The 18,115-nt window shown below is 33.6% G+C and carries 15 protein-coding genes; 3 read left to right on the top strand and 12 right to left on the bottom strand.

Annotation, left to right across the window (positions count from 1 at the left end; translation table 11 throughout):
• Positions 1–64 precede the first annotated feature (64 nt).
• Both ACFQ0S_RS02390 and ACFQ0S_RS02385 read left to right on the top strand, forming a co-directional pair.
• Positions 65–2,632 (top strand): Ig-like domain-containing protein, encoded by a 2,568-nt coding sequence (locus tag ACFQ0S_RS02390; protein ID WP_379752852.1) that lies wholly within the window; start codon positions 65–67, stop codon positions 2,630–2,632.
• A gap of 9 nt (positions 2,633–2,641) precedes the next feature.
• Positions 2,642–3,562: a PorP/SprF family type IX secretion system membrane protein gene (locus ACFQ0S_RS02385; RefSeq protein ID WP_379752849.1), complete on the top strand. Its 921-nt coding sequence runs from the start codon at positions 2,642–2,644 to the stop codon at positions 3,560–3,562.
• A gap of 21 nt (positions 3,563–3,583) precedes the next feature.
• Here the strand turns inward: ACFQ0S_RS02385 and ACFQ0S_RS02380 are convergent, their stop codons facing one another.
• From ACFQ0S_RS02380 to ACFQ0S_RS02370, 3 genes are all read right to left on the bottom strand, one after another.
• Positions 3,584–3,889, bottom strand: a complete 306-nt coding sequence (locus ACFQ0S_RS02380) for a hypothetical protein (RefSeq protein ID WP_379752846.1) — start codon at positions 3,887–3,889, stop codon at positions 3,584–3,586.
• Complete coding sequence (locus ACFQ0S_RS02375) at positions 3,886–4,521, bottom strand: recombinase family protein (protein ID WP_379752843.1); 636 nt, start codon at positions 4,519–4,521, stop codon at positions 3,886–3,888. Before ACFQ0S_RS02375 ends, ACFQ0S_RS02380 begins: the two co-directional genes overlap by 4 nt.
• Before the next feature lie 438 nt (positions 4,522–4,959).
• Positions 4,960–5,508, bottom strand: coding sequence for an REP-associated tyrosine transposase (locus ACFQ0S_RS02370; protein ID WP_379752840.1), 549 nt, complete (start codon positions 5,506–5,508; stop codon positions 4,960–4,962).
• A 73-nt stretch (positions 5,509–5,581) separates the two neighbouring features.
• On the opposite strand from ACFQ0S_RS02370, the gene ACFQ0S_RS02365 reads away from it, so the two are divergent.
• Complete coding sequence (locus ACFQ0S_RS02365) at positions 5,582–5,854, top strand: substrate-binding domain-containing protein (RefSeq protein ID WP_379752837.1); 273 nt, start codon at positions 5,582–5,584, stop codon at positions 5,852–5,854.
• Here the strand turns inward: ACFQ0S_RS02365 and queG are convergent.
• From queG to ACFQ0S_RS02320, 9 genes are all read right to left on the bottom strand, one after another.
• Entirely contained in the window at positions 5,838–6,761 is a 924-nt protein-coding gene (gene queG / locus ACFQ0S_RS02360; RefSeq protein ID WP_379752834.1) for a tRNA epoxyqueuosine(34) reductase QueG, read from the bottom strand. The genes ACFQ0S_RS02365 and queG overlap by 17 nt on opposite strands.
• Before the next feature lie 90 nt (positions 6,762–6,851).
• A complete protein-coding gene (gene ruvB / locus ACFQ0S_RS02355) occupies positions 6,852–7,874 on the bottom strand; it encodes a Holliday junction branch migration DNA helicase RuvB (RefSeq protein WP_379752831.1) in 1,023 nt (340 codons plus the stop codon).
• Positions 7,875–7,951: 77 nt separating this feature from the next.
• Positions 7,952–9,760: a cytochrome c oxidase subunit I gene (locus tag ACFQ0S_RS02350; RefSeq protein WP_379752828.1), complete on the bottom strand. Its 1,809-nt coding sequence runs from the start codon at positions 9,758–9,760 to the stop codon at positions 7,952–7,954.
• Positions 9,761–9,789: 29 nt separating this feature from the next.
• Positions 9,790–10,947, bottom strand: coding sequence for a cytochrome c oxidase subunit II (locus ACFQ0S_RS02345; RefSeq protein WP_379752825.1), 1,158 nt, complete (start codon positions 10,945–10,947; stop codon positions 9,790–9,792).
• Positions 10,948–10,966: 19 nt separating this feature from the next.
• A complete protein-coding gene (locus ACFQ0S_RS02340) occupies positions 10,967–12,448 on the bottom strand; it encodes a quinol:cytochrome C oxidoreductase (RefSeq protein ID WP_379752822.1) in 1,482 nt (493 codons plus the stop codon).
• 28 nt (positions 12,449–12,476) lie between these two features.
• A complete protein-coding gene (locus ACFQ0S_RS02335; protein WP_379752819.1) occupies positions 12,477–13,022 on the bottom strand; it encodes a c-type cytochrome in 546 nt (181 codons plus the stop codon).
• A 7-nt stretch (positions 13,023–13,029) separates the two neighbouring features.
• The gene (locus tag ACFQ0S_RS02330; RefSeq protein ID WP_379752816.1) at positions 13,030–13,554 is read right to left on the bottom strand and encodes a DUF3341 domain-containing protein; all 525 of its coding nucleotides are present in this window, start codon (positions 13,552–13,554) and stop codon (positions 13,030–13,032) included.
• Positions 13,547–14,950: an NrfD/PsrC family molybdoenzyme membrane anchor subunit gene (gene nrfD / locus ACFQ0S_RS02325; protein WP_379752813.1), complete on the bottom strand. Its 1,404-nt coding sequence runs from the start codon at positions 14,948–14,950 to the stop codon at positions 13,547–13,549. Before nrfD ends, ACFQ0S_RS02330 begins: the two co-directional genes overlap by 8 nt.
• A 28-nt stretch (positions 14,951–14,978) precedes the next feature.
• Positions 14,979–18,038, bottom strand: coding sequence for a TAT-variant-translocated molybdopterin oxidoreductase (locus ACFQ0S_RS02320; RefSeq protein ID WP_379752810.1), 3,060 nt, complete (start codon positions 18,036–18,038; stop codon positions 14,979–14,981).
• Positions 18,039–18,115: the final 77 nt, after the last annotated feature.

The raw sequence follows: 18,115 nt of genomic DNA, 5'->3' as shown, positions 1-18,115 counted from the left end.
CGGTGGTGGTGATGCAAACGATGCTACAACAGGAGTTAAAGGAGGACCTGGTGGTGGAATTATTATGATTAATGCACAAGAAATAATTGGAAACGGACAGATTTTATCAAATGGTTTTAATGGCGAACCAGGAGTTTTTGCTGTTAATCCTGATGGCGCAGGGGGTGGTGGTTCAGGTGGCTCAATACTAATTTTAACTTCTCAATCTTCAAATAATACTTCAATAAATATACAATCTAAAGGAGGTAAGGGAGGAAATACATTGTATGATTTAAGTGACCCACATGGTCCTGGTGGTGGCGGTGGTGGTGGCATTGTTATGCATAATTTACAAAATTCTATACTAAATATTGATGTATCAGGAGGACTAAATGGTTTAACTGGAAATGGTTCAGGTATTTCCCATGGTTCAAATGCAGGGGAAAATGGTATTATAATAGATTACAATACTACAGGAGTACAACCAATATTATTAAATTCATTATATCCAAATCCTATAGCTCAATTCAGTGTAAATGATATTTGTTTAGGTGAAAATATAACACCTAACAATACTTCAAATGTTTTAAATATTTACAATTCTAGTATTGTAAGTTATAGTTGGGATTTTGGAGATGGGACAACAAGTAATTTAATAAATCCAAGTCATCTGTACAATCAATTTGGTACATTCACTATAACTTTAACTGTATTGACTAATTGGGGTTGTTCAGACAAATACACCCAAATTATAAATGTATCTAATTCTACTACGCCTAATTTCACCCAAATAAGCCCAATAACTTGTGGTAATAATTTCATTCTTCCAACAATTTCTAACAATGGTATAACAGGTGCCTGGACACCTGTAATAAATAATTCTTTAACAACAGTATACACTTTTACACCATTAGCTGGTCAATGTGCCAATTCAACGTCAATGACTATTATTGTAAATTCACCATCTTCCCCAACTGGCTCATCCACTCAAACCTTTTGTAATTCATCAACTATAGCAAATTTATCCGCTACTGGTTCCAATATCCAATGGTATAGTTCACCTACTGGAGGTACATCTTTAGCAAACACTATATCATTAATTAATGGAACTGTATATTATGCAACTCAAACAATAAACGGTTGTGAAAGCTCTGTAAGATTCCCCGTTACAGTAGTAACAAACTCACCTTCAGCACCAACAGGAGCTTCAACACAAACTTTTTGTAATTCAGCAACGATAGCTAGTTTATTAGCTACTGGTTCAAATATTCAATGGTATACTTCAGCTTCTGCAGGAACATCTTTATCAAATACTACTCCCTTGGTGAATGGCAATACATATTATTCAAATCAAACAGTAAATGGCTGTTTAAGTCCAAATAGATTTCCTGTATTAGTTACTATTAATGTTACATCAACTCCAACTGGAACTTCAACACAAACTTTTTGTAATTCTGGAACTATTAGCAATTTATTAGTTACAGGTTCTAATATTCGCTGGTATGCTACAGCTACTGGAGGAACTCCTTTCGCAAACACAACTGCGTTGGCAAATGGAACAACCTATTATGCAAGTCAAACAATCAATGGATGTGAAAGTTTAACTAGACTTCCAGTAAATGTTATAATTAATACCCCCGCTTCTCCAAATGGAAACTCCAATCAATTGTTTTGTAATTCAGCTACGGTTACAAATTTGACAATAAGTGGACAAAATATTCAATGGCACACTACAGCAACTGGTGGTGCACCATTAATCAGCGCAACTTCATTAATAAATGGCTCTACATATTATGCTTCGCAAACCATTAATGGATGTGAATCACTTATTAGAACACCTGTTCTGGTTACAATAACTGTAGTACCTACACCAACGGGAAGTGGTTTCCAAGAGTTTTGTAAAATTGATAACCCAAGAGTTTCAAACTTAATACTAAGCCAACCAAATGTAAAATGGTATACAAGTATAACTGGAGGTAATCCATTGATTTCAAATACTCCATTGATAGACAATGTTTCATACTTCGCTGAAGCCATTGATGTAACAACTGGATGTAAAAGTCTAAACAGACTAGAAGTTATTATCAAAATAAATGATTCAAATCCTCCAACAGGTGACGGTAATCAAATATTTTGCAAGGAAGATTATCCAACAATAAGTAGCGTTATAGTTAATAACTTAAATACATTAACATGGTATGATTCAAACCTTGGGGGTAATATTCTGCCTAATACGAATCTATTGGAAGATGGAGAAAATCTGTACGCTAGTGATTACAGTGCTTTAACAGGTTGTTACAGCTCTACTAGAACAAAAGTTGATGTTACATTATTAAATTGTACTCTCGAAATAAACAATATTTTAACTTTAAACGACAATAACTTAAATGATTTTATTGTCATAAAAAATATTGAAACTTTCCCGAAAAACGATTTTCAAATTTTTAATCGATATGGTAAATTAGTCTGGAGAGGAGATAGTTATGATAATATTCAAAATACTTTTATAGGAAAATCAAATGTTGAAGGTGTATATAAATTGAATGAATTTTTACCTACTGGAACCTACTTCTATGTTCTAACTTATTATGACTTGTATCGCAATAAAAATAGAGATTTAAAAGGGTTTTTATATATAAACAATAATCAATAACATTGGTATATGAAGTCATATAAAACCTTAATATTGTTGTTTTTATTTAACCCAGTTATTGTACTCTCCCAAAGTGACCCAAAATTATCCGTTTTCACATTTAATCCGATAATGTACAATCCAGCTTATGCGGGTTCCTATGATGGATTAACAATTAATTCTATATACAGCACACAATGGGTGGGTTTTGATGGTGCTCCAAAAACACTGCTCTTATCGGGTCACAGTATATTGTCAAATTCTAATACGGGAGCAGGTTTTGACATAATGTCTGACAAGATTGGAGCCGTTAGCGAAAATAATATTAACGGCAATTTTGCTTATCATTTAAACCTTAGTGAAACCATAAGATTGTCTTTAGGGTTAAAGGCTGGTGTAAATTTATTCAACATTGATTATAACCAATTTGTTATTCAGAATCCAAACGAAAATGATTTAGCTGATAGAAATGTGTCTCAAAGTAATCTAATGATTGGTTCTGGAGCATATGTATATAATGAAAAATGGGCAATTGGTCTGTCTATTCCAAACATGCTGAAAACAGTATATATTAATAATAGAAACAATCAAATAGCAAATAAAAATCCATACTACTTTATTACTGGTGCATATAAAATAATTGTAGATGATGAAATATTTCTTAAACCAAATTTTGTAACAAGGATTACCGATGGCGCTCCAATATCTACGTTGATAGCTTTGAACCTAGATTGGAAAGATAAACTTGTCACAAGTCTTAACTTTGAAATGAATGCTTCAATTGGTGGATTTGTTGGGTTTAGATTTTTTGAAAATTTTTTAGCAGGGTACTCTTACGATTTATCGGTAAATGATTTTAGTAAATATAATGGTGGTGTTCATACTTTTATAGTCACCTATAGGTTAGGTGATTATTGGAGCAAGAAAAAATGTAGTTGTTTTACTTTTTAATATTTCAGTTTTTTTCATATCTTAGTTTTCGCTAAATTCAAAATCGTAATCTTTCAACTTTCTTCCATAATACATCACAACCAAAATCTCAATTTTGTTGTTGTTGACGCTCACATAAAAATTCTTAACCCCTTCAATATGTCTGCTAAGTCTTTTGTTTAGGCGTTGCAAATCCAAATGACATTGTGGGTCAAAATCAAATGTTATCTTAAGTTCCTTGGGTCTTATGAAGTTTTTGCTTTCAACCAGCGTATCAACTATCATGTTTCTGCTACCGTAGTTTCTAATCATCAAACGGTGAATTGCTGTTAGGTCCACTTGTATCATGCCACTAGCATTTTTCGATTAATCATTACTTTTTTTACTTTGCAAATGGTTGCACTAGATGCGCCTGTAATCTCTGAAATATCTCTAATGCTAATTCCTTTCTGTAACTTCTTTACAATGGTTTGGTGGCGTTGCAATAGCTTTTCATCCGTTTGAGTCGCACCGATTTTCCTGCCTTGATACTTGCCTAAAGCCTGCGCAACCCTAATGCCTTCCAGAGATTTTTGTTTGATTTGATTACGATTTAATTCGGATATTGAACCCATACAGGAAATAACAAGTTGTCCCATAGGATTAACATCTCCGTTATCTAGTAGAGTGGTAAAGCCTTCTTTGATTGACTTCAAATTGATTTTGTTTTTGGTGAATAGGTCAATAGTATGTAGTATATCAATGAGGTTTCTCCCAAGGCGGTCAATACTATCTACCACCACAGTACATCTTTCTGATTGGTTAGTTATGGTGTCAAACATTTTTACTGCTTCTGGGCGTTCCATAAATGGAACATTACCTTGAATACGTTCAATAAATAATTTTGAAGAATCAAACCCTTCTTGATTTTTGAATGTTTCGATTTGTCTTGCTGAATTTTGTAAAAACGTTGACGTTCTGGAATAAAAGTAATAAATCATAGTATTGGTGTTTTGGTTGTATCTCGTTTTAGTTTTAGGGTGTCAATTTTTTTAAAACACTTTGACTGATTTTGTTGGTTTGGTCATTTTGGATAGTGTTTTAATAATGAACTATAGTCTAAATCTAAAACCTTTGACAAAGGTCAATAAAAGAAAAAACCAGGACAAGCTTTTGGGCTATTATCCTGGTAATTAATACATTGCTTATTTTTTGCACTTATGTTTTATAAATAGTTTGAGCTCAGTTAAAGTTGAACTGTAATATTAAAACATACAAGCACTTAGGGATTTTGTATTCTTAATTTTTTTGAAATGTCAAATATTTTGTTACTCCAGTAGCACTACTTACATCAACTAATTGAATTAAATTATTCGTATAACTAACAATTTGCCAATCCCCCGCTAGCGCGAGCTTCTAGCTCGTGACCACAAACAAAATCAATTTAAATCTATTTCCAAAACAGTTTGATCATTATTACCATAATTTCTTGCGCTACTATATTTCCAATCTATTGGGTCTGTAACAAAACCTGCTTCAACAGGATTGTTATGAATGTAATCTAATTTTTGCTCAAAAACATTCAATGACCAAATTTCTATTTGATGGTTGTCTTGTTGCCAAAACTGTCTAAACTTTACATTGCTGTTTTTCTTTCCTGCTCTTTCAAACATCCAAAGCAACCATTCTTTCCTGCTCTCTTGCGGATTCTCTTCTATTAATTTTAATAACTTTCTTGAAGTAAAACCTTTAAAATCTCGAACTAATCCGGATGGGTCATTTAATGCCGAACGAAATATTAAATGTACATGGCTGTGCATAATGCAATAACCATATATTTCCATTCCTTTACTTTTTCTACAATAATCTAAAGATTCCGTAAGACATGAAAAATAAACATCTCTCGTAAAAACGTCTATCCAATTAACCGTCGCAAAACTTATAAAATAAGCTCCAGATTTTTCTCCAAATTTATATTTTGTACTCATATAAGGTAAAAATAGTAAATTTATTTAATATTTGTTGTGGACACGAGCTAGAAGCTCGCGTTAGCTGAGAGATTTGGTTGCCGTAGGAGTTTTGGCCTATTTCAACGAAAAAGGCATTCCAGTTCCTAATCAAATTGCAGTGATAGGATTCAGCAATTGGTTTATGTCACAAGTGATTACCCCAAAATTAAGCACCGTTGATCAGCCGAGTTATGAAATGGGAGTTGTTGCATTTGATTTGCTCTTAGAGGAAATGATTTGCCATAAAGACAATCTTCTTTTCAAGCCTAGAACGGTTGAATTAGCAACTGGAATCATTGAAAGAGAATCTACTTTAAGAAAGTAATATTTCGTTTCAACCCTTCAAATTTTGTTCTTTTTACAGCAGAATTTCTAAATACCTTTTTGAATGTTTCTTCCGTAATTTCCTCCCAATCTTTCTTGTCCATTGATAGCAAATCAGGATTGGGATTAAAAAGAGGTTCACTGTGAGGTTTTGAGAATTTATTCCAAGGGCAAACATCTTGACAGACATCACAACCAAAAGCCCAATCGTTGAATTTCCCTTTCATTTCACTCGGAATATTTTCCTTAAGTTCAATTGTGAAATAGGAGATGCACTTACTTCCATCAACAACATAAGGCGCTACTATGGCTTCTGTTGGACAGGAATCAATACAAGCCGTACAAGTGCCACAATGGTCGGTTGTTGAGTTGTCATATTCTAATTCTAAATCAATAATAAGTTCTGCAATAAAATAAAATGAGCCAACTGATTTTGTTATTAGATTACTATTCTTCCCAATCCAACCCAATCCTGATTTAGCTGCCCAAGCTTTGTCTAAAACCGGTGCAGAATCAACAAAAGCCCTACCGGAAACTTCTCCTATAGTTGACTGAATAGAATGGAGTAATTGATTCAATTTCTCTTTTATAACAAAATGATAATCTTGTCCGTAAGCATATTTGGATATTTTATAGCTTTCTTCATTTTGAAATTCAGAAGGGTAATAATTCAGGAGTAGAGAAATTACGCTTTTGGCATCATCAACAAGCAAGTTAGGATTCAATCGTTTGTCAAAATGATTTTCCATATAGGACATTTGACCGTGCTGATTTTGGTTCAGCCATCTTTCTAAACGAGGTGCTTCTTCTTCTAAAAAACCAGATTTGGATATCCCACAAGACAAAAAACCAAGGCGTAATGCTTCGGATTTGATGAATTGAGAATATTTTTCTTTATTATTAAACAATTCTTCTATAGATAGATTTAAACCATTAAGGGAATAAGGAAATTAAGCTTGAAATATCTTGATGAAACTTAATTTTAATAGTTTAAAAAATTAAAAAAGTCCGCCCTGAACGTTCGTTTTAACTTTTCCTAAATGTTTGTAGGCTTTCTCAGTAACCTCACGACCTCTAGGAGTTCGCATGATGAATCCCTCCTGAATGAGAAAAGGCTCATATACTTCTTCAATAGTTTCACTGCTTTCTGATACTGCTGTTGCCAATGTAGACAATCCTACTGGTCCTCCTTTAAATTTATCGATTATGGTGTTCAAAATTTTATTATCCATTTCATCCAAACCGTGTGCATCAACATGTAATGCTTTAAGAGAATAGCGTGCAATTTCAATATCTATTTTACCATTTCCTTTAATCTGTGCAAAATCACGAACGCGACGCAACAAAGCATTTGCAATTCGAGGCGTTCCTCTGCTCCTACCTGCAATTTCTATAGCTGCCTCCATAGTTATAGGCATTTTTATAATAGATGAACTACGTTGTACAATAGTTGTTAAAAGTTCTGTAGTATAATATTGCAATCGGCTTTGTATTCCAAACCTCGCGCGCATAGGTGCGGTTAATAGCCCTGAACGAGTTGTAGCTCCAATTAGAGTAAATGGATTGAGATTGATTTGAACCGTTCTAGCATTTGGACCAGATTCAATCATAATATCTATTTTGAAGTCTTCCATGGCGGAATACAAATACTCTTCAACAATTGGACTTAGTCGATGAATCTCGTCTATAAAAAGAACATCACGTTCTTCAAGATTAGTGAGCAATCCAGCTAAATCGCCAGGCTTATCTAGTACAGGCCCCGATGTAATTTTGATCCCAACTCCTAATTCGTTAGCTAAAATATTTGCTAAAGTGGTTTTACCCAATCCTGGTGGACCATGAAATAATGTATGATCTAAAGCTTCATTTCTTTGATTAGCTGCTTCAACAAAAACTTTTAGATTTTCTAATATTTGATCTTGTCCTGAAAAATCATCGAATGATAGAGGCCTTAATCTTTTTTCGAGATCAAGTTCTTCATGATTATAGTTGTTATTTGTTGGGTCTAGATTTTCATTCATCCTACAAATGTAACAAAGTTTTGCGCAAATAAAAATGCCTTTCATTTCGGAAAGGCATTTTATATATTTTACAAATTCTAGTGATGCAATTGCTCTTCACCTTCTTTCATTGGTATATTTTGAGGAACAAAATCTTCATCATGCCCTGGTTTACTATAATCGTAAGGCCATCTGTGAACATGAGGTATTTCTCCAGGCCAATTCCCGTGCATATGTTCGATTGGTGCAGTCCATTCTAAAGTATTCGATTTCCACGGATTTTGAACTGTTTTCTTTCCGTAGAAAATACTACTAAAGAAATTATAAATAAATACCAACTGAAAAGCTCCTCCAACTAAAGCGAAAATAGTTATTAGCACATTTACGTTTTGTAAATCATCAAATAATGGAAAGTTAGTATTGGTATAATATCTTCTAGGTAAACCAGCTAAACCTATAAAGTGCATCGGAAAAAATACTCCATAAGCACAAACAGCTGTTACCCAAAAGTGAATATAACCTAGATTTTTGTTTAACATTCTTCCGAACATTTTTGGAAACCAATGATAAATACCAGCAAACATTCCGTAAAGAGCAGATATACCCATTACTAAGTGAAAGTGAGCTACAACAAAATAAGTATCATGAACATTTATATCTAATGTACTATCACCAAGAATAATTCCTGTTAAACCTCCGGTGATGAAAGTTGAAACTAATCCAATTGAAAACAACATAGCAGGGTTTAATTGTAAGTTTCCTTTCCAAAGTGTAGTAATATAATTGAACGCTTTTACGGCAGATGGAATAGCAATTAACAATGTTGTAAATGTAAATACAGAACCTAAAAAAGGATTCATCCCAGATAAAAACATGTGGTGACCCCAAACAATAGTTGATAAAAAAGCAATAGCTAAAATAGACATAATCATTGCTCTATAACCAAAAATTGGTTTACGAGAATTGGTTGCTATAACTTCTGAAGTAATCCCTAACGCAGGAAGTAAAATAATATACACTTCAGGATGTCCTAGAAACCAAAACAAGTGCTCAAACAAAACTGGAGACCCTCCTTGATAGTGTAAAACTTCACCAGCTATATAAATATCTGAAAGAAAGAATGAAGTACCGAAACTTCTATCCATAATTAATAACAAAGCTGCAGAAAGAAGAACTGGAAATGAAATAACTCCAATTATTGCAGTAACAAAGAAAGCCCAAATCGTAAGTGGCAATCTTGTCATGGACATACCTTTTGTTCTTAAATTGATAACAGTAACAATATAATTTAATGATCCCATTAAGGAAGATGCAATAAATACTGCCATTGAAACCAACCACAAAGTCATACCCATTCCAGAACCAGGAATAGCTTGTTCTAGAGCACTTAATGGTGGGTAAATAGTCCAACCAGCAGATGCAGGCCCTGACTCAACAAACAAAGAGGAAACCATAATTATACTGGATGTAAAAAACAACCAATAAGAAACCATATTTAAGAATCCTGATGCCATGTCGCGGGCTCCAATCTGTAATGGTATTAATAAATTACTGAAAGTTCCGCTTAAGGCTGCCGTTAGTACAAAGAAAACCATTATGGTTCCATGTATGGTTACTAATGCTAAATAGCGGTCATTTGCCATAACTCCATTTGGAGCATATGAATCGCCAAGAACAATACTAAAAATCTTAAAAGATTGTTCAGGCCAAGCTAATTGCAATCTGAAAAGTAAAGAAATTGCAACACCAATAATACCCATTAAAATACCAGTAATAAGGTATTGTTTGGCTATCATTTTATGGTCTATACTAAAAATATACTTAGTAATAAAAGTGTCTTTGTGATGGTGTTCGTGATCGTGATCATGCGCATGCTCGTTTGAGTGGTCTATTGCTGATGCTGACATAAAATATTTATTTATATAATTTAAAAATATTATTTAGTAGTCACTTGCGCAACTATTTTTGAATCTTTAACCATTGTTGAATCATTACCCATTGGTTTAGAATCATCGGCTGGTTTGGTAGTTGCCACTTTCACTTCTTGAGAAACAGTTGGCTTGTCTGAAAGCCATTTTTTGTAATCTTCAGGAGTATCAACAACAATTTTCATTTGCATATTATAGTGAGAGGCACCACAAATTTTATTACACAAAAGCAAATAGTCAAAAGTGTAAGGGTCTAAAGCAGTCTGACCGTTAGCAACTAGCTCAATACTTTTCTCTGCTCTGATTTTGTTGATATTAGCAACCTTTTCAACCATAAAGGTCAGATTTCTATATTCGTCAGAAGTATAAGTAGGTGTATAGGCAAATTCAGTTACCATGCCAGGAACAACATTCATTTGAGCTCTAAAATGAGGCATATAAGCTGAATGTAATACATCCTGAGATCGCATTTTAAAATGGATTTTCTTTCCTTTAGGAATATGCAACTCTGTTACAACTATATCATCTTGAGCGTTTGGATCTGATAAATCAACCCCAACAGCATTTACTCCTTCAATGTAACGAACATTAGCTTTACCTAATACATTATCCGTTCCTGAATATCTTGCTTTCCAATTGAATTGTTGTGCATACAATTCAATTTCAATCGTTTCTTCATCTTTATCAATAAACATAATGTCGTTCCATGCATACAATCCGTAAAGAATTAGTACTGCTAATACAACTGCTGGAATAGCACTCCATATAATTTCTAATTTATTACTATCAGAAAAATATAAAGCTTTATTTTCTTTTTTTCCTCTGTATTGAAAAGCAAAATAATGAAGTAAAACTTGGGTAAAACCTTGAACAAAAAATATAACTAACCATGTAATATTCATTAAGCTATCTACTTCAGGTCCGTGCTCAGATGCTGGAGTATGAAGTACCAAGGGGCCCCATTTAAACAAACCATATATAGTAAAAATATAAATGAAAGCTAAAAAGCCAAACATTAAGTATCCTTGGACATTGTTATCTTTATCGTTTGCAACTTGAGAATCATCATTTGCAACACCAACTTGAGTTAAATCGAATATTTTAGTTAATTGCCATAATGCAATAGCTAATAAACCTAAAACTATAATTACCAACAAACTTGTCATCTGTTTATTTCTTTAAATATTAATAATGAAAATGTTTACTTTCTTCTATGTAAGGATTTCTTTTAGGTAATAAAGGAACTTTTGTTAAAGCTGAGAATACCACAAATATAAACAACCCTAAGAAGAAAAGTACTGATCCTATTTCTGAAACCCCAATAAACCATTGGTCACCAACGGATGAAGGCATTATCATGTTAAAGAAATCAATATAATGTCCTAATAAAATTACAGTACCTGCCATAACTAAAACCCAAGTAATTCTCTTAAAATCTGTATTAATTAAAATTAAAATTGGGAATAAAAAATTCATAACTACTGCACCAAAAAAAGGAAGATTATACATTTCAATTCTCGTTACAAAATACGTTACCTCTTCAGGAATATTAGCGTACCAAATTAGCATAAATTGTGAAAACCATAAATAAGTCCAAAATACACTTATACCAAACATGAATTTTGCTAAATCATGAATATGACTTGTATTTACATTTTCTAAATATCCTTTTGATTTCAAGTATAAAGTAACCATGCAAATTGTAGTAATACCGCTTACAAAGAAGCTAGCAAATACATACCATCCAAAAAGTGTACTGAACCAATGCGGATCAATTGACATAATCCAATCCCAAGACATAATAGATTCTGTAACAATAAAGAAAACAAGAAACATGGCTGAGATATTGAAATTCTTTTTATAAAAACTATTATCATTAGATTCATCTTGTGCAAGACAATTTTTTCTTGAAAAATAACGATAAAGATTCCAACCCAACAAGAAAATTGCAGCTCTTATTATCCAAAACGGAAAATTTAAGTAGCCTGCTTTATTTTGTATAATCTTATCATGTGCCACCACTTCAGGATCTAACCAAATAAAAAGGTGGTTCAGATGCAACCCACATAGAATCAAGAAAACAAAGAATATAATAGAACCTACAGGCAAGTAGGCTGTAATTCCTTGCATTACTCTAAACAATACAGGAGACCATCCTGCTTGAGCTACTTGCTGTATAGCATAAAAAGCCAATACCCCTAATGAAACTAACATAAAAAAGATACAAGCAACATAAAAAGCAGCCCAAGGTTTATTTTGCAATTGATGTAAAACGTGCTCTAAATGCTCTTCGTGTGCTTTGTGCGCTTCCTCAGCAGAAATACTTTTAATTTCTTTGTGAGCGGTATGTGAAACTGTTTCAACAACTACTTCTTCATGAACTTTAGCTGTATCAGCATTTGTAGAATCTAAAGAAACTTCATGTATATCTTTTTTCTCATCTAAATGAGCTGTTGCAGCATGTGAAGATTCATGACTGCTTTCTTCATGAACGGTAGTTTCAGCATTTGGTGCTTTGTGATGCCCGCCATGAGAATCAGCAGCAAGAATTTTTTCAACTTCTTCAATATTTTTTGGTGCAGTGTAAAAACCATATCCTATACCAAGAACACCTAAGATCATTAGAATGATGGAGAATGTTTTTAATTTACTTGAAAATGTGTACATATCTATTAAGATCAGTTTGTTCTACAATTTATAATTCGCTTTTAAGTTTCATTACATAAGATGAAACTAACCAACGTTCGTGAGCACTCATTTGATTGTCATAAGAGCCCATAGAATTTAATCCAAATTTTTGGACATGGAAAACGCTACCCGTGGTAATAACACGGTCTTTGTAATTAGGAACTCCTAAATATTTTCCCTGAGTAACTAATTTACCTTTTCCGTCTCCCGCATTTCCGTGACATATGGCGCAATAAATTTCATAAAGACCTTTTGCTTTTTCTAAATCGACTGAAGTAGAATCTAAAGGAGATTTTAAATTTGCTTTAGCCAACTCGTATCCCTCAGTAGTATTTGGATAATCGTAGACTTCAAAACCTCTGTTAATAGTTCCAGCAGGTGGAAGTTGACCTTCTTTACCGTTTTTGAAAGCATTCGATTCAGAATAGGTTTCATAACTTACGGCTTCATACATATTAGGCATGTATTGATAGTTAGGTTTCAAATTGTCTTTACAAGATGAAACGAAAAGAGCGATACATACTAAAAGTGCTATTTTATATAAACTTTTCATATAACTATTAATGCTTATCAATTACTTTAACTTCAACTGCTCCTGTCTTTTCAAAAAAAGAAACCAACTCCTTTTCGTTGTTGTTTACCGCTACTTCCATCAAAAAATGGTCATCAGTAGTTCTAACATCTGGGTTCTCTGCAACTTTAAAAGGCCATAATTTACTTCTCATATAAAAAGTAATAACCATTAAGTGTGCAGCAAAAAAAACAGTTTCTTCAAACATAATTGGCACAAAAGCAGGCATGTTTTCGATATAGCTAAAACTTGGTTTACCTCCTATATCCTGTGGCCAATCTTGAATCATAATATAATTCATCATCCAAGTTCCAAAAGAGATACCACACAAACCGTAGATAAAAGCACAAATTGCTAATCGCGTTGGTGCAATTCCCATAGCTTTATCCAAACCGTGTACAGGGAATGGAGTAAAAACTTCTTCAATATGATAGTGAGCTGCGCGTGTTTTCTTAACAGCATCCATCAATATATCATCGTCATTATAAATGGCGTAAATAACTTTATTACTCATGATGTGAATGTTTATTTGCTTCTCTTGCTTTAATATAATTATCTCCAGTTGCTTTTAGTATTGTTTTAACTTCAGCTTGAGCTATCACTGGGAAAGTTCTAGCGTATAATAAGAATAATACAAAAAAGAATCCAATAGTTCCGATAAAAATTCCGATATCTACAAATGTTGGAGAGAACATTGTCCAAGAAGATGGTAAATAATCTCTGTGCAAAGAGGTAACAATAATTACAAAACGTTCAAACCACATTCCAATATTTACAACAATAGAAATAATGAACGAAAACATAATACTAGTTCTAAGCTTTTTAAACCACATAAATTGAGGTGAGAAAACGTTACAAGACATCATCGCCCAATATGCCCACCAGTAAGGCCCAGTAGCTCTGTTTAAGAAAGCATATTGTTCATATTCTACTCCAGAATACCAAGCAATAAATAGCTCAGTAATATAAGCAACCCCAACTATAGAACCGGTAATCATTATGATGATATTCATCAATTCGATATGTTGAATTGTAATATAAGCTTCTAAGTTAGATACTTTTCTCATTACAATAAGAAGTGTATTTACCATTGCAAAACCTGAGAATACAGCACCAGCAACAAAGTACGGAGGAAATATCGTTGTATGCCATCCAGGAATTACTGAAGTAGCAAAATCCATTGATACAATAGTATGCACAGAAAGTACTAATGGTGTAGCTAAACCTGCAAGAACTAATGAAACTTCTTCAAAACGTTGCCAATCTTTAGCTCTTCCACTCCAACCAAAACTCAAAATACTATATATTCTTTTTTGGAAAGGGTTGACAGCTCTATCACGAATCATTGCAAAATCAGGCAATAAACCAGTCCACCAGAAAACTAATGATACCGAAAGATAAGTAGATATTGCAAATACATCCCAAAGTAATGGTGAGTTAAAGTTTACCCATAAAGATCCAAACTGATTTGGTATTGGCAATACCCAATACGCTAACCAAGGACGCCCCATGTGAATGATTGGAAATAAACCTGCCTGAATAACAGAGAAAATAGTCATCGCTTCCGCTGAACGGTTAATTGCCATTCTCCATCTTTGACGAAATAATAATAGTACTGCTGAGATAAGAGTTCCTGCGTGACCAATACCAACCCACCAAACGAAGTTAGTAATATCCCAAGCCCAACCAACAGTTTTGTTTAATCCCCAAGTTCCTATACCAGTAGATATAGTATAAATAATACAACCTAATCCCCAAAGGAAAGCGGCCAATGCAATAGAAAACACTATCCACCAATGCTTGTTCGCTTTACCCTCAACTGGAGCAGCAACGTCTACTGTTACATCGTGATATGTTTTATCACCTATAACTAAAGGTTTTCTAATACTTGAATCGTATATATGAGACATAATCCTTTAAATTGATTTTTAATTTTTATTACGTGTTTCTAACTTTAACATGGTAAAACACATTTGGTTTTGTACCAACATGTTCTAGTAAATGATACATTCTATCTTCTTGAGCCAAATCAGCTACTTTACTTGCTGCATCATTAACATCTCCAAAAATCATAGCTCCAGAAGAACAAGCATTTGAGCAGGCAGTTTGGAATTCGCCATCTTTTACAGTTCTTCCTTCATTTTTTGCAGACAATATGGTAGCTTGTGTCATTTGAATACACATAGAACATTTTTCCATAACTCCACGTGAACGAACATTTACATCAGGATTTAATACCATACGACCTAAATCATCATTCATGTGATAATCGAACTCACTATTTTTGTTGTATAGGAACCAGTTAAAACGACGCACTTTATACGGACAGTTGTTAGCACAATATCTAGTTCCAACACATCTGTTATAAGCCATATGGTTTTGACCTTGACGGCTATGAGATGTAGCGGCTACTGGACAAACTGTTTCACAAGGTGCGTGATTACAATGTTGACACATTACAGGCTGAAAAGCTACTTGAGGATTGTCGGCTGCTTGTTCCATTTGACCAAAGCCACCTAAAGATCCTTTATCTCCGAATAAACCATTAAACCCTTCTTTCTTCTCATCATCTTTAGCAAAAGTTTCTTCAGAAGAGTAATATCTATCTATACGCAACCAATGCATATCACGACTCTTTCTTACTTCTTCTTTACCTACAACAGGAACATTGTTTTCTGCATGACAAGCTATTACACAAGCCCCACATCCAGTACACGCATTTAAATCTATCGAAAGATTAAAATGATGTCCAACAGAACGGTCAAAAGAAGTCCATAAATCTACTGATGTTGCATCAACTTCTTTATGATCTAGAGATACTTTTGGAACTTCATTCCACTCTTTTGCATCTTTCGAATTAAAAATTTCTAAAGTAGTCTCTTTAATAATATCTCCTCTACCCATTAAGGTTTTCTGAGATTGAACACATGCAAACTCATGCTCACCATCAGCTTTCTTTATAGAAACCGATTGAACATCATTAAAGTTATTGTATAATGTGTAAGCATTAACACCTACTTGCATTTCTTCTTTTAGCGCCGCTTTTTTTCCGTATCCGAAAGCTAATCCTAAAGTACCAACAGCTTGACCTGGCTGAATAATTACTGGTACATTTTCTAAATTAATTCCATTAACAGTTAAATTTGCATAACTTCCGTTTAAACCTCCGTCAGCAACATTATGATTTTCTAGTCCTGCTTTTTCAGCATCAACTCTAGAAATTGTTACATAATTATCCCAAGAAACTCTAGTAATAGGATCTGGAAACTCTTGAAGCCAAGGGTTATTTGCTTGTTGGCCATCACCCAAACCTGTTTTAGTATATAATAATAGCTCCAGACCTGAAGCTTTTTTAGTATTTGCTAATGCACTTGCAGCTACACCATAATTAACAGAAGTTGGAGTTGCTGCAGATGATACTCCTACATAAATACCATCGTGTAATACTTTATTCCAAGATGCTCCAGCAATTAATGCAGAAGAATTCGCTTTTAAATAATCATAATAAGTTCCAACAGTTCCATTTAATGAAAGCAAAACATCTTGAAACTGCTTCGTATCAAATAATGGTCGGATAGTTGGTTGCGTTATTCCGTATGTACCTCTAGTAATTGTTACATCGTTCCAAGATTCTAAGTAATGAGGAACTGCAGCAGCAATTGTGGAAATTGATGCCGTCTCATCTTCTTTTAGTGAAAAAGAAACCGATAGCGAAACTTTTTTCAAAGCAGCTGTAAATGCTGCACTATTTGGTAAAGTATATGCAGGATTAACACCACTCATAATTAAAGTATGAACATTTCCCGCTTTTATATCAGCTAATAACTGTGTTACTTTTTCGTTAGAACCTTTTCTTATTTGTCTTGTTCCTGCAGTAGAGAATGCTTCACTAGATAAAGCTTGATTAATTGCTAAAACTAATAATTGGGCATTTTTATCTTGAATACCAGAAACTAAAACTCCTTTACTTCCAGCTGCTTTTAGTTGTTTTGCAGCTTTAATAACCTCATCTTCATTTTCAATTTTTGATGTAGCTATCGTTCCGTTAGTAATAACATTATAAATTTTAACTAAAGCTTGTTTTTGATTAGCAACACTCATCGGCACTCGCTTATCTGCAGCAGCACCAGTTAATGTCATATTCGATTCTAACTGAAAATGACGTGACATTTTCCCGTTTTGAGGAATTCTTCCTTTTGCATAACCTGAGTCATAACTTCCTCCTTGCCAATCTCCAAGAAAATCAGCTCCAACTGAAACTATTAAAGATGCTTTAGAAAAATCATAATCAACTAAAGCTCTTTCTCCATAAGCAGTTTCAAATGCATCTAAAGCTTCAGATGAAGAAACTGCATCATATATAACATGTTTTGCCGTTGGATTCTTTGCAATAAATTCTGAAATTAACTTTTCCGTAGAAGGACTTGCTAAAGTATTGGTTAGTAAAACAACCTGTTTCCCTTTAGCCTTAGCATCTGTAACACTAGCTTTTATTTTAGCATCAACCTCTGCCCATGAAGCTGATTTTCCAGCAATTTTAGGTTGCTTTAAACGCATGCTATCATATAAAGACAAAATAGAGGCATGAATTCTAGCATTAGCAGCAAATTTTGCACCTTCTATTTTATTGTTATCGATTTTAATAGGACGACCTTCACGTGTTTTTACTAAAATATTTGCAAAATCAAATCCATCAAAAACAGATGTTGCATAATAATCAGCAATACCAGGAATTATTTGCTCTGGTTGAACTACATAAGGTATCGATTTGTGAACTGGACCTTCGCAAGCCGCTAAAGAAGCTGCTGCTGTACTGAATCCGACGTACTTTAAGAAATCACGACGAGTAGTTGAGGAAGATGACAAAGAAGATTTATCTCCTAAAAATTCATCTGTTGGAATTTCTTCAACAAATTCGTTATTTCTAAGTGCCTCAACAATAGAACTATTTTCGTTTAGTTCTTCAACACTTTTCCAGTATTTTTTGTTTGATGACATATTTTTTTTAATATTTATTCGTTTATTCTTTTTTCTGGTTAATCGCGGTTTATTGATTTAGGTTAAAAACCTTATCA

Origin of the sequence: Flavobacterium myungsuense (assembly GCF_042677265.1) — a bacterium.
In the GTDB taxonomy this organism is placed as follows: domain Bacteria; phylum Bacteroidota; class Bacteroidia; order Flavobacteriales; family Flavobacteriaceae; genus Flavobacterium; species Flavobacterium myungsuense.
The sequence above is the reverse complement of the archived record's forward strand: the minus strand, read 5'-3'. Positions and strand labels throughout refer to the sequence as shown.